This window comes from Pseudomonas sp. PDM18, from assembly GCF_014852585.1.
GTDB lineage: Bacteria > Pseudomonadota > Gammaproteobacteria > Pseudomonadales > Pseudomonadaceae > Pseudomonas.
On the sequence record NZ_JACVBX010000020.1, the window covers coordinates 1 to 12,900 of the forward strand.

The following is a 12,900-nucleotide window of genomic DNA, read 5'->3' on the forward strand; positions in this document are numbered from 1 at the left end:
TTATCAGCAGGAGTTTGCTGATCGCTACCAAAAACTACGGGACAAGGGGCGGTGCCCGAAGGTCGCATTAGTGGCATGCATGCGCGTACTGATCGTGCGGATCAACGCGATGGTGAGAGACGGCACCGGTTGGAGGACAGGTGCCGTGTGAAGACAGTTGCTCCTACAAGGCATCACGACCTGGCCATCACGTCCCGATCACGCCCCCATCATCCTTGGTGATCACCAGCGTCGTCGAACGCGGGATGCTCTTGCCGTCGCTGGCCGGGAAGCTGAGGGTCGGGTGCTGGATGTTCACCCACAGCGTCCGGCCATCCGGCGTCTGGGTGATGCCGGTCAGCTCGCAGCCACGCGGGCCGACCAGGAAGCGCCGCACCTCGCGGCTATGCGGGTCGGCACAGAGCAACTGGTTGCAGCCCATGGCCTGCATCGGCGCTTCGGCGTCGTCGTAGTCGGTCTCTATCCACAGGCGGCCAGCGGTGTCGAAGTACAGGCCATCCGGCGAGGAGAAGATGTCGCCGTTGATGGTGCCGATCAGGTTCTCCGGCGCGTTGGCGCCCTTGTGCTCGCCGGCCAGCAGGAAGATTTCCCACTGGAAAGTCGTCGAGGTCGGATCGCCCCCAGCCTCGTTCCAGCGCAGGATCTGCCCGTGCAGGTTTTCCTTGCGCGGGTTGGCGGCGTCTACCGGCTGCTTCTTGCCGCGCGCGTCGTTGTTGGTGAGGCTGACGTAGACCTCGCGGGTGGTCTGCTGCACCGCGACCCACTCGGGGCGGTCCATGGGCGTAGCGCCCAGCAGGTCGGCAGCCGCGCGGGCATTGACCAGCACCTCGGCCTGGCTGGCGAACCCGCTCTCGGCGGCGAGTCCGTTCTGCCCATGGACCAGCGGCAGCCACTGGCCACTGCCATCCGCATTGAAACGGGCGACGTAGAGGGTGCCTTCGTCCAGCAGGTCGACGTTTGCCGCGCGGTTGTTCGGCTGGTACTTGCCCGCCGGGACGAACTTGTAGATGTACTCGCCCTTGGTGTCATCGCCGTAGTAGAAGGCCATGCGGTTGTCGGCGCCCAGCGAGAGGGTCGAGCACTCGCGGCAGAAACGGCCGACGGCGGTGCGCTTCTTCGGCGTGGAGGTCGGATCGAATGGGTCGATCTCCACCACCCAGCCAAACCGGTTCGGCTCGTTGACGTGGCCGCCGTGGGGCTGGTCCGCCTTGGGCGTGGCGTCGAAGCGCTCATCCACCGCTTCCCAGGCGTAGTAATTGCTGAACTGGCCGTTGGACAGGCCGTAGCGCTTGTGCGAAACGCGCTTGGCGTAGTCGGCCTTGTCGCGGTTGACGAAGTACTGGTGCCAGTTCTCTTCGCAGGCCAGGTAGGTGCCCCAGGGCGTGACACCCATGGAGCAGTTGTTCAGGGTGCCGAGCACCTGTCTGGCCTCGGGGTCGCTGGCGGTGCGCAGCAGGTCGTGGCCGGCCAGCGGCCCGGACAGGTCCAGCGGAGAGCTGCCGGTAATACGGCGGTTGTAGCTCGAACCCTCGACACGCTGCCACTGGCCGCCGGCGTCCTTCTTCACCTCGATCACGCTCAGGCCATGGGCGGCGATCTCCTTGCGCACCTCGCCTTCCGGACGGCCGCGCGAACCATCGGGGCGGTCCTCGAAGGTCTGGCCCTTTGGGTGCAGCGTCGGGTTGATGTACTCGTGGTTGATCACCAGCAGGCCGTGGCTGTCCGGCGCATCGGGGAAGGGAAAGTAGTGCATGCCGTCATGGTTGTCGCCGGCCTGCAGTTCCTGGGCTTTCCAGTCCTCGCTGGCGTCGCCTTTCCAGGCCGGTGAGCCGCTTACCACGGCGTCGCCCCAGGAGAAGAACGGCCGTGCGCTGTAGCCCTCGGCGACGATCACCCGGTCGAACTTCGGGTCCTGCTGCACCGCCACGCCCTTGAAGCCCAGCAGCCCGGTCGGTACCGGAGCGTCAGCGGCGAACAGCGAGCGGCCGGGGAGCAGGCTGCCACCGAGGAAGCCGACCGCGCCCAGCACCAGGCTGTTCTTCAGCAGGCGGCGGCGCGAAGCATCGATGAGCTCGCTCATCGGCACGTTGCCGGAGGGGTTGATCGACTGGTCGTCAAAGGCGGCCAGTCGTCGTGGAATTCCTGGAAACGCTCGCTCATCAGATGGTTCCTTCCGCGCGGCCGTCTTTCTGACGGCTCGGGTTGTCAGTAGAAGCTATCGGCGGAAGGTTAGGAATGCGGTGTTACGTCGGCATGACAACGCCGCCGAGCCCTGTGACAGGCTCGGCGGCGGCAATAAAAGCCGCCCCACAGGACCAAGACGACGTCCGGGGGCGGGCGCGAGGGCATTTGCGAAACAGTGCGGCTCAGCTCTGTAAGCCGCCCTGCTCCGAACATTCGGGGCCCGCCAGGCGGGCCGTCCAGTCTTCCAGCACGCCACTGGTGAGGCGTTGCGCGGCGGTCTTGCGCCAGCGCAGGGAGAGCGCGTCGCAGGCCATCATCAGGCGCAGCCCGGTACGTTCCAGCGGGTGGCCGAAGTACCAGTCCAGCAGGCTCGCCACGGTGAGCTGCGGGTAATGCCGCTGCACCAGCTCCAGCGGTGCGTCGGGGGCGACCATGCCGGAACGGCGCACCCGGTAGAACCAGCCACAGCGCCCCTGCTCCTGCACCTCGAAAGGCAGTTCGGGCAGGTTCCAGCGCTTGGCCAGGCGGTAGCTGGGCGAACGCGGCTGGCTCACTTCGATCAGCGCTTCGCCCCAGCGGAACAGGTCGCCGATGCAGACCTCCTGTTCATTGAGGCCGAAGGTCGACAGGTTCTCGCCGAAGGCCGGCTGTCGCCAGCGCGTCTGCGGGTGCTGCTTGCGCCAGTGGCGGTAGTGCTCGGCCGGGTAGTGGTGCAGCGCGCGGTCCAGACCGCCGTCGCGGCGCAGGTCGGCCCGTGCGTCGCCCGGTAGCCCTTCGGCGCCGAGCCAGACTTCCTGATGCGTTTCCAGCTTGCCGATGTCGCTGAGCAGACCTCCCCAGCTTTCTTCGACTTTGCCTATGAAAACGCCCTGGATGACGATGCTTTCCACCTTTGTCTACCCATCTGAGACAGCGGACTAGCGCTAGAGTAGTGACCTGGAGGGGTGATACTCCATTTCGATTTTCCAGTTTCGTTGATAAGCAGACCTTATGGATTTCCGCCAGCTCCGCTATTTCGTCGCGCTTTATGAGGAAGGCCACGTTGGGCGCGCCGCTGAACGCCTGGCGATTTCCCAGCCGGCGCTGTCGCAGCAGATCCGCCAGCTGGAGCAGAACCTCGACGTGGCGCTGTTCCAGCGCAGCGGCAAACGCCTGCTGCCAACCGCCGCCGCGCATACGCTGTACAACCACGCGGTGCCGCTGCTGGAAGGCCTGGAGCGGGCTCGCGAGGCGTTGCGCGGTTTCCGTGGGCAGAGTGCGCGCAGCCTGGCCATTGGCGTACTGCAGACGGTCAACGCGAGCCTGGTACCGCATCTGGTGGAGCGCCTGCACGCCGCGCAACCGCATGTGCAGGTACGCATCTATGAACTCTCTGGGGTGGAGATCGAGCGCCGCCTGCTGATCGGCCAGCTGGACATCGGCATCGGCTTCCTGCCGCCGCGCCAGCCGGCGCTGCACGGGGTGGAGCTGTATCCGGACGAACTGCAACTGGTGATACCGGCGGACCATCCGCTGAAGGACTTCAAGAAGGTGTCGCTGGCCCAGGCGGCGGAACTGCCGATGCTGCTGCTCGGCGAGGAATTCCGCGCGCGGCAGATCTGGCAGGAGCAACTGGCAGCCATCGGCCGGCGGCCACGGGTGCAGGCGGAGCTGAACCATATGGGCGGCATCCTCGACAGCCTGCCGCAGAGCCGCTTCGCCACCGTGCTGCCGGGGCGCGCGCGACAGATGCACGCGCACAAGGACCTGCTATGGAAGCCATTGAGCGAACCGCGTATTCCGCTGAGCGTGGGGTTGGTCTATCGCGATGCGCAACGGCAGCAGCCGACCGTGGAGTTGTTGCGCTCGCTGCTGGATGGGGCGGTTTGATTTTCCTACAGGTGCCCCCATCGCGGAGTGGAGCAAGGCGCTCGCGAAATCGCGGGTAAGAAAAAACCCCGCTTCTTGCGAAGCGGGGTTTTGCAGACCGATATCCTGACGTCCATGCAGGCCACCATCCATGGTGGAATCCCTATATTTCCGTGTTGTCTTTGGCGCTTCCTGCGCAATGTCCTGACTGAGGAGAAGGTTACCGCTGTAAGCCGTTGTCAGAAAGACGCCGATTACCACCGCTCTTTGTAAGCTTTGGCTTACACGGATTCGAAATATCGCCCTTCGGAAAAGAAATATCGCCATGAAAAAGCCCCGCCGGAGCGGGGCTTCTTGGATCAGCCGATTAGAACTGCGCGGCGTCCAGCAGGTAAAGCGACTCGCTGCCGGCCTTCACCGAGGCGGTCAGGGAGTGGATGCGCGGCAGCAGGCGGGCGAAGTAGAAGCGCGCGGTACCCAGCTTGCTGGCATAGAACTCGTCCTGGCCTTCCTTGCCCAGCGAAGCGCGAGCCATCAGGGCCCACATGTACGCGTAGGCGGTGTAGCCGAAGGCGTGCAGGTACTCGACCGACGCGGCGCCGATCTCGTTCGGGTTGCCCTTGGCGCGGTCCAGGACCCAGGCGGTCAGCTCATCCAGGTTCTGCACGGCTGCGTTCAGCGGGCCGGTGAACTCGGCCAGCTCGGCGGAAGCCGAGGCGGTGAAGGCACGGATCTCGTCGGTGAACAGCTTGGCGTAGGCGCCGCCGCTGCCGACGATCTTGCGGCCCATCAGGTCCAGCGCCTGGATGCCGTTGGTACCTTCGTAGATCTGGGTGATGCGGCAATCGCGCACCAGCTGCTCCTGGCCCCACTCGCGGATGAAGCCGTGGCCGCCGAAGATCTGCTGGCCGTGGAGGGTGGTTTCCAGGCCCATGTCGGTGAGGAAGGCCTTGGCCACCGGGGTCAGCAGGGCGACCAGTTCCTCGGCGCGCTTGCGGGTGGTCGGTTCTTCGCTGTACTTGGCGGTGTCCAGTTGCATGGCGACGTAGCTGGAGAAGGCGCGGCCGCCCTCGTTCAGCGCCTTCATGGTCAGCAGCATGCGACGCACGTCCGGGTGGACGATGATCGGGTCGGCGGCCTTGTCCTTGGCGACCGGGCCGGTCGGCGCGCGGCTCTGGATACGCTCGCGGGCGTATTCCACGGCGCTCTGGTAGGAGCGCTCGCCGGTGGCCAGGCCCTGGATGCCCACGCCCAGACGCTCGTAGTTCATCATGGTGAACATGGCGGCCAGGCCCTTGTTCGGCGCATCGACGATCCAGCCGGTGGCGCCGTCGAAGTTCATCACGCAGGTGGCGGAACCCTTGATGCCCATCTTGTGCTCGATGGAGCCACAGGACACGGCGTTGCGCTCGGCCAGGGAGCCGTCGGCGTTGACCATCACCTTGGGCACCAGGAACAGCGAGATGCCCTTGGAGCCGGCCGGCGCGTCGGGGAGCTTGGCCAGCACCAGGTGGATGATGTTCTCGGTCAGGTCGTGCTCGCCGCCGGTGATGAAGATCTTGGTGCCGGAAATCTTGAAGCTACCGTCAGCCTGCGGCTCGGCCTTGGTGCGGATGATGCCCAGGTCGGTGCCGGCGTGCGGCTCGGTCAGGCACATGGAGCCGGCCCAGGTGCCGGCGTACATGTTCGGCAGGTACTGGGCTTTCAGTTCTTCGCTGGCGTGGTTGAGCAGCGACAGGCAGGCGCCGGCGGTCAGCATCGGGTACAGGCCGAAGGACAGGTTGGCCGAGTTGACCATTTCCTCGACCTGGGCGCCGATCACCTTGGGCATGCCCATGCCGCCGAACTCCGGCGCGCCGCCCACGCCCACCCAGCCGCCTTCGGCGTAGGTGCGGTAGGCCTCGGGGAAGCCGGCCGGGGTCTTCACGCCTTCGGCGCTCCAGCTGCAGCCTTCTTCGTCGCCGCTGCGGTTCAGCGGGGCGATCACGCCGCCGGTGACCTTGCCGGCCTCTTCGAGGATCGCAGCAGCGGTCTCGACATCAACGGTCTCGGCCAGGGCAGGCAGTTCGGCCCAGAGATTGGCGACCTCGAAGACTTCATTGAGGACGAATTGCATGTCGCGCAGGGGAGCTTTGTAGTCAGCCATGATGGATCCTCGAACGAAAACGACGGCTGATCAGGCAGCCAGCGGTATCAGAATAGGAGGTACACGAAGGTACGCCGCCGGAGTTTACTCCAACAACTTTTCAGACTTTAAGCGTCATGTTGTGACCGCACAACAATAGTTTGGTCACAATATGTAGCGAAAAACGAGGAGGCCCGCACGCAGCGGGCCTCCTTGTCTGGCACGGGGATTACAGGGCGAACTGCTCGGCCGACAGGCGCATCAGCACCTCGGACCCGGCCTCCGCCGCCGCCACATGGGACAGTGCGCGAGGCAGCAGGCGACTGAAGTAGAACTCGGCGGTGGCCAGCTTGGTTTCGTAGAAGGCCTTCTCGCCGGCGCCCTCCTCCAGCTTCTGCCCGGCGACGAGCGCCATGCGCAGCCAGAAGTAGCCGAGGGTGACGTAGCCGGAGAACATCAGGTAATCCACCGAGGCGGCGCCGACTTCGTCCGGGTTCTTCATGGCGGCCAGGCCGACTTTCTGGGTCAGCTCGCCCCACTGCTTGTTCAGCGCCGCCAGCTGGGCCACCTGGGCTTTCAGCTGCGGGTGCTCGGCGTGCTGCTGGCAGAGCTGGTGCACCAGCTTGGTGAAGCCCATCAGCAGCTTGCCCTGGCTGCCGAGGACCTTGCGGCCCAGCAGGTCCAACGCCTGGATGCCGTTGGTGCCCTCGTAGATCGGCGCAATGCGGCAGTCGCGCACCAGTTGCTCCATGCCCCACTCGCGGATGAAGCCGTGGCCGCCGAACACCTGCATGCCGTGGTTGGTCACTTCCAGGCCGGTCTCGGTCATGAAGGCCTTGCAGATCGGGGTGAGGAAGGCCAGCAGGTTGGCCGCGCGCTCGCGCTCCTCGGCGTCCTGGGACAGGTGCTCGATGTCCAGCAGCTGCGCGGTGAAGTAGGCCAGCGCGCGGTTGCCTTCGTTGAACGCCTTCATGGTCAGCAGCATGCGGCGCACGTCCGGGTGGACGATGATCGGGTCGGCGGGCTTCTCCGGCGCCTTCGGGCCGGTCAGCGAGCGCATCTGCAGGCGGTCCTGGGCGTAACGCACGGCGCCCTGGTAGCTGGTTTCGCCGAGGCAGAGCCCCTGCATGCCGGTGCCCAGGCGCGCGTGGTTCATCATGGTGAACATGCAGGCCAGGCCCTTGTTGGCTTCGCCAATCAGGAAGCCCTTGGCGCCGTCGAAGTTCATCACGCAGGTGGCCGAAGCCTTGATGCCCATCTTGTGCTCGATGGAGCCACAGGCCACGGCGTTGCGCTCGCCAGCTTCACCGTTCGCGTCGAGGTTGAACTTGGGCACGATGAACAGCGATATGCCCTTGGTGCCAGCCGGCGCGTCAGGCAGCTTGGCCAGCACCAGGTGGATGATGTTCTCGCTCATGTCATGTTCGCCGGCGGAGATGAAGATCTTGGTGCCGGTGATCGCGTAGCTGCCGTCGGCGTTGGGCACGGCGCGGGTCTTGATGATGCCCAGGTCCGTGCCACAGTGCGGCTCGGTGAGGCACATGGTGCCGGTCCAGACGGCGCTGGTCATGCGCGGCAGGTAGGTGTTCTTCTGCTCGGCGGTGCCGTGGGCGTGGATCGCGGCCATGGCGCCCTTGGTCAGGCCGGGGTACATGCCCCAGGAGCAGTTGGAGGCGCCGATCATCTCGCTGACCAGCAGGCCGAGGGACGGCGGCAGGCCCTGGCCGCCGTATTCCGGGTCGCTGGAAACGCCGTTCCAGCCGGCCTCGACGTACTGCGCGAAGGCTTCCTTGAAGCCCTTGGGCGTGGTCACCACACCGTTGTCGAAGTGGCAGCCTTCCTCGTCGCCGGAGCGGTTCAGCGGGGCGATGACCTGCTCGCAGAACTTCGCGCCTTCCTCGAGGATGGCGGCGAACATGTCCGGGGTGGCGTCGGTGGCGCCGAGGGCTTCGTAGCGGCCGGTGAAGTCGAAGACTTCGTCGGTGAGGAAGCGCACGTCGCGCAGGGGGGCCTTGTACTCGGGCATCGCGAATCTCCGTTCGGTTCGGGGCGCCAGCGTGGCGCGGAAACCTCGAACCTATCGGCGCGTGACCGCCTGGACAATCACGCTGCACGCGCTGAATGCGGGGTCATAACCCGGCCGGGTCAGGCGGTGCGCACCGCTCCGCGACGCGATTGCCCGTGTACGGCCACGCGGTTGCGTCCGCCGCTCTTGGCCGAGTACAGCGCCTCGTCGGCGCCCTTGATGACTTCCTCCGGGCTGCGCCGCTCGCCATCGCGCTCGGCGACGCCGACGCTGATGGTCACCGAGACGGTCTGCGAATCCTTGCCACTGCGTTTGCTGCGGCCCTGGCGGTCGTTCCTGGGACGGTTGCCGCGATCGCGCAGGTGCATCGCGTAGCCCTCGATGGCCTGGCGCACGCCATCGAGATAAGGCAGGCACTGTTCCACCGTCTTGCCCGCAAAGACCACGGTGAATTCTTCACCGCCATAGCGGTACGCCTTGCCACCGCCACCGGTACGCCGCAACTGGCTGGCGACCATGCGCAGCACCTGGTCGCCGACGTCGTGACCGTGGCTGTCGTTGAATTTCTTGAAGTGGTCCACGTCGATCATCGCCAGCACGTACTGCTGGCCGAGGCGCTGGAAACGCTCGTTCAGCGCGCGGCGCCCGGGCAGGCCGGTGAGTTCGTCGCGGAAGGCCATCTGGTAGGCCTCATGGGCCACCGCGCCGGCCAGGGTGAGCATCACCAGGCTGGTCATCACGGTGAGCGCATGGGGCAGGATGAACACCTTGGGCAGCATCCACAGCAACCCGAGCAGGCCAACCAGTTGCGCGGCGTGCAGCGGGCGCGGCTGGCGCACGTAGGCGGCGACCAGGGCGATGAAGGCGATGAGGAAGCCGAAGTAGGACAGCTGCGCCAGGCTCATCCACTGACCGTGCAACGCCGGCCAGTAGGTGTCGCTGAGCAGCTCCGCCAGGCCCTGCGGGAAACGCTTGGCCAGGGCCGTCGCCACACCTGCCACGGCGATCAGCGCGGCGCTGCGGGCCAGCAGGTCCTGCAGCAGGTGCATGCGTTCCTGCCAGATGCCGTACATCCCATAGAGCAGCGGCAGCAGTACACAGCACAGGTGGAACACCAGCGCAGCCTCGGGCATCACCACGCGGTGGGCCTGGAAGTAGTCGACCTGGGTATCGAGCAGGAAGTAGGCGATGTACACGCCCGTCAGCATGAACAACTGGCGCTGGCGGTTGTAGACCAGGCAAAGCGCGCCACCGAGCAGCAACAGCAGGGTCGGCAGGACGTTGAACAGCGAGGTGAAGAAGTCGGACAGTTCGGCCAGGGAGCCGGCGGCGATGCCGGCCGGGATCAGCAGCAGAGGCGTGAGGAAGTGGCTGAGCCGGTAGGGGGCCGTGGGTCGCACAAGGGGTTCCGCAGGGTGGATACCGGGCTCACGCTCAGGCGGCCGGCCAGTGGCGTAATGATGGCATTTTCTGCAGGCATTTGTGTGATCGGAGATACGAAAAAGCCCGCCTTGCGGCGGGCTTCTTCCTGTTCAGCAGACGGACGGCAAGCCGTCCGCCTAACGCGCTGATCAGTAACCGAGGGCGAAATCTTCCTCGGCCAGGTCCATCAGGTTGTTGGCGCCGGACAGCATGGAGCCAACGTGCGCGCGGGTGCGCGGCAGGATGCGCTGGAAGTAGAAGCGCGCGGTCTTCAGCTTGGCCTGGTAGAAGGCCTCTTCGCTGGTACCGGCAGCCAGCTTCTCGGCAGCCAGGCGAGCCATGTCGGCCCAGAAGTAGGCCAGGCAGGCGTAGCCGGAGAACATCAGATAGTCGACCGAAGCAGCGCCGACTTCCTCGCGGTCCTTCATGGCAGCCATGCCGACCTTCATGGTCAGGTCGCCCCACTCCTTGTTCAGCGCAGCCAGCGGTGCAACGAATTCCTTGACCGCTTCGTTGGCTTCGTTGGCCTGGCAGAACTTGTGCACGATCTTGGTGAAGCCCTTGAGCGCTTCGCCCTGGGTCATGAGGATCTTGCGGCCCAGCAGGTCCAGCGCCTGAACGCCGGTGGTGCCTTCGTACAGCATGGAGATGCGGCTGTCGCGGACGTTCTGTTCCATGCCGTGCTCGGCGATGAAGCCGTGGCCGCCATAGATCTGCACGCCGTGGTTGGCGGCTTCGAAGCCCACTTCGGTCATGAACGCCTTGGCGATCGGAGTGAGGAAGGCCAGCATCGAGTCAGCGGCTTTCTTCTCTTCTTCGTCCTGGCTGCGCTGGACGATGTCGACCTGCTTGGCAGCGAAGTACAGCATGGCGCGGTTGCCTTCGGCGAAAGCCTTGGCAGTCAGCAGCATGCGGCGAACGTCCGGGTGCACGATGATCGGGTCAGCGGCTTTTTCCGGAGCTTTCGGGCCGGTCAGCGAACGCATCTGCAGACGCTCGCGAGCGTAGGCGATGCCACCCTGGAAACCGATTTCGGCGTGGGCCAGGCCTTGCAGCGCGGTACCCAGGCGAGCGGTGTTCATGAAGGTGAACATGCAGTTCAGGCCCTTGTTCGGCGGGCCGATCAGGAAGCCGGTGGCGGCGTCGAAGTTCATCACGCAGGTAGCGTTGCCGTGGATGCCCATCTTGTGCTCGATGGAGCCACAGGAAACGGCGTTGCGCTCGCCCACGTTGCCTTCGGCGTTGGGCAGGAACTTCGGCACGATGAACAGCGAGATGCCCTTGGTGCCTTGCGGGGCGTCGGGCAGGCGGGCCAGCACGATGTGGACGATGTTGTCGGCCATGTCGTGTTCGCCAGCGGAGATGAAGATCTTGGTGCCGGTGATCTTGTAGGTGCCGTCAGCCTGCGGCTCGGCCTTGGTGCGCAGCATGCCCAGGTCGGTGCCGCAATGCGGCTCGGTCAGGCACATGGTGCCGGTCCACTCGCCGGAAACCAGCTTGGTCAGGTAGGCGTGCTGCTGCTCCGGGGTGCCGTGGGCGTGCAGGGTGTTCATGGCGCCGTGGGACAGGCCCGGGTACATGCCCCAGGACCAGTTGGCCTGACCGACCATTTCGCTGATGGCCAGACCCAGGGATTCGGGCAGACCCTGACCGCCGTGCTCGACGTCATGGGCCAGGCTCGGCCAGCCGCCTTCGACGAACTGCTGGTAGGCCTCTTTGAAGCCGGTCGGAGTCTTGACGCCCTCCGGGCTCCATTTGCAGCCTTCCAGGTCGCCAGTGCGGTTCAGCGGAGCAATTACCTGTTCGCAGAACTTCGCACCCTCTTCGAGGATGGCATTGACCATGTCCGGGGTGGCGTCTTCGGCGCCCGGCAGGTTCTGGTAGTGCGCTTCGTAGCCCAGCAGCTCGTCGCGAACGAAACGGATATCACGCAAGGGGGCCTTGTAATCAGGCATAGCGGTAAACCTCTACGAAGGGTTCTGGTTAATGGGCGACCGGTTGCTGCGGTCGCAGTGCGGGAGCATTCCCGGCCGCCCAGTCGGTGCGCGTACGCATCCGGACAGTCAAACAGGCGTTTGAAACATACGTTTACGCCATACCCTTGTCAAGCATGCAAACCGACCGCCTGGTCACGCTCACAGGGTCCTCCGCAGGGTGTATCCGCAGAGACGTCCTAAGGCTAATTAAAGCCCATGGCAGAGCGGCCGGCGTGTCGCAAGGACAGCCGGCCGCTGAGCAGAATCAGGGATGGAAAGAGACGCGGTCAGGCGCGGATATCGATGAGGGTGCCAAGCGTTTCGTCGGCAGCCTGGATGACCTTGGCGTTGGCCTTCACCTCATGCTCGCCACGGCGCAGGTCGACAAGGCGGTCGTTGAGCACTTCGCTGGGCGCGCTGCCGGCGGTGGCGATGTCGGTGCTGGCGCGGTCGACGCGGCGCTGGCCGTTCTGCACGCCATACAGGCCCGCAGAGAAAGCATTACCGGAAACTTCCATCGACACGCCTCCACAGCAAAAGCAGCAAGTGGCCACTATTCAAGCAGACGGAGTCCGCCAGGCCAAGGCCCGGTTACAAATCCAGGATGCCCAGGTCCAGGTGCGCGGCCACTGCCGCCGCAGTCGCGTGGGGCAGGCGCGGCACGCGTCCGATGCAGGGTGCGGGCAGACGTTCGGCGAGGGTCGCGAGGTTTTCTTCCAGACGGGAGGTCTGTGGATCGACGATGTTCGCTACCCAACCGGCCAGCAGCAGGCCGTCGCGCTGGATCGCCTCGGCGCTGAGCACCGCATGGTTGATGCAGCCCAGGCGGACGCCGACGATGAGGATCACCGGCAGTTCAAGGGCGATGGCCAGGTCGGAAAGGTTCTCCTCCCCCGCCAGCGGCACGCGCCAGCCGCCGGCGCCTTCCACCAGGGTGAAATCGGCGCCCAGCTCCAGAATCGACCGCACCGGGCCTTTCAGCGCTTCCACCGTCAGCTGCACACCCTGTTCGCGGGCGGCCAGATGCGGGGCAATCGCCGGCTCGAAGGCGAAGGGGTTCACCTGTTCATAGGCCAGCGGCACGCTGCACTCGCCCAGCAGCGCTAGCGCGTCCGAATTGCGCAGTCCCTCCGGACTGCGCTCGCAGCCGGAGGCTACCGGCTTGGCAGCCGCCGTGGACAACCCAGCCAGCCGCGCCGCATGCAGCAGGCCGGAGGCGATGGTGGTCTTGCCGATTTCGGTGTCGGTGCCGGTGACGAAGTAGGCGTGGGACATGGTTTTCCTCTGGTGCTCTTCGTAGGAGCGAGCTTGCTCGCGAA

Annotated in this window: 8 protein-coding genes and 2 pseudogenes; 2 read left to right on the forward strand and 8 right to left on the reverse strand. The window is 65.4% G+C overall.

The window, feature by feature from the left end:
- A pseudogene (locus IB274_RS29770) lies at window positions 1-151 on the forward strand (IS110 family transposase); the annotation flags it as partial.
- Window positions 152-187: 36 nt separating this feature from the next.
- Here the strand turns inward: IB274_RS29770 and IB274_RS27615 are convergent.
- Both IB274_RS27615 and IB274_RS27620 read right to left on the reverse strand, forming a co-directional pair.
- Window positions 188-2,160, reverse strand: a pseudogene (locus IB274_RS27615) (PhoX family protein).
- 206 nt (window positions 2,161-2,366) lie between these two features.
- Window positions 2,367-3,074: an MOSC domain-containing protein gene (locus IB274_RS27620; protein WP_192435969.1), complete on the reverse strand. Its 708-nt coding sequence runs from the start codon at window positions 3,072-3,074 to the stop codon at window positions 2,367-2,369.
- 100 nt (window positions 3,075-3,174) lie between these two features.
- On the opposite strand from IB274_RS27620, the gene IB274_RS27625 reads away from it, so the two are divergent.
- On the forward strand, window positions 3,175-4,053 hold the full coding sequence (locus IB274_RS27625) for a LysR family transcriptional regulator (protein ID WP_024763624.1): 879 nt from the start codon (window positions 3,175-3,177) through the stop codon (window positions 4,051-4,053).
- A gap of 346 nt (window positions 4,054-4,399) precedes the next feature.
- Here the strand turns inward: IB274_RS27625 and IB274_RS27630 are convergent, their stop codons facing one another.
- The 6 genes from IB274_RS27630 to bioD form a co-directional block, all read right to left on the reverse strand.
- Window positions 4,400-6,178 (reverse strand): acyl-CoA dehydrogenase C-terminal domain-containing protein, encoded by a 1,779-nt coding sequence (locus IB274_RS27630; protein ID WP_192435971.1) that lies wholly within the window; start codon window positions 6,176-6,178, stop codon window positions 4,400-4,402.
- A 208-nt stretch (window positions 6,179-6,386) separates the two neighbouring features.
- Window positions 6,387-8,183, reverse strand: coding sequence for an acyl-CoA dehydrogenase C-terminal domain-containing protein (locus IB274_RS27635; RefSeq protein WP_192435973.1), 1,797 nt, complete (start codon window positions 8,181-8,183; stop codon window positions 6,387-6,389).
- Between the two features lie 119 nt (window positions 8,184-8,302).
- Window positions 8,303-9,583, reverse strand: a complete 1,281-nt coding sequence (locus IB274_RS27640) for a sensor domain-containing diguanylate cyclase (protein WP_192435975.1) — start codon at window positions 9,581-9,583, stop codon at window positions 8,303-8,305.
- A 171-nt stretch (window positions 9,584-9,754) separates the two neighbouring features.
- Window positions 9,755-11,560 (reverse strand): phenylacyl-CoA dehydrogenase, encoded by a 1,806-nt coding sequence (locus IB274_RS27645; RefSeq protein WP_138525329.1) that lies wholly within the window; start codon window positions 11,558-11,560, stop codon window positions 9,755-9,757.
- Window positions 11,561-11,868: 308 nt separating this feature from the next.
- Window positions 11,869-12,099, reverse strand: coding sequence for a hypothetical protein (locus IB274_RS27650; RefSeq protein WP_192435977.1), 231 nt, complete (start codon window positions 12,097-12,099; stop codon window positions 11,869-11,871).
- Window positions 12,100-12,172: 73 nt separating this feature from the next.
- The gene (gene bioD / locus IB274_RS27655; protein WP_192435978.1) at window positions 12,173-12,856 is read right to left on the reverse strand and encodes a dethiobiotin synthase; all 684 of its coding nucleotides are present in this window, start codon (window positions 12,854-12,856) and stop codon (window positions 12,173-12,175) included.
- Window positions 12,857-12,900 lie beyond the last annotated feature (44 nt).

Bases quoted from the DNA above. Each gene is read 5' to 3' on its own strand.
- IB274_RS27625 (WP_024763624.1), top strand. From the start codon at position 3,175: ATGGATTTCCGCCAGCTCCGCTATTTCGTCGCGCTTTATGAGGAAGGC.
- IB274_RS27630 (WP_192435971.1), bottom strand. From the start codon at position 6,178: ATGGCTGACTACAAAGCTCCCCTGCGCGACATGCAATTCGTCCTCAAT.
- IB274_RS27635 (WP_192435973.1), bottom strand. From the start codon at position 8,183: ATGCCCGAGTACAAGGCCCCCCTGCGCGACGTGCGCTTCCTCACCGAC.
- IB274_RS27645 (WP_138525329.1), bottom strand. From the start codon at position 11,560: ATGCCTGATTACAAGGCCCCCTTGCGTGATATCCGTTTCGTTCGCGAC.
- IB274_RS27650 (WP_192435977.1), bottom strand. From the start codon at position 12,099: ATGGAAGTTTCCGGTAATGCTTTCTCTGCGGGCCTGTATGGCGTGCAG.
- bioD (WP_192435978.1), bottom strand. From the start codon at position 12,856: ATGTCCCACGCCTACTTCGTCACCGGCACCGACACCGAAATCGGCAAG.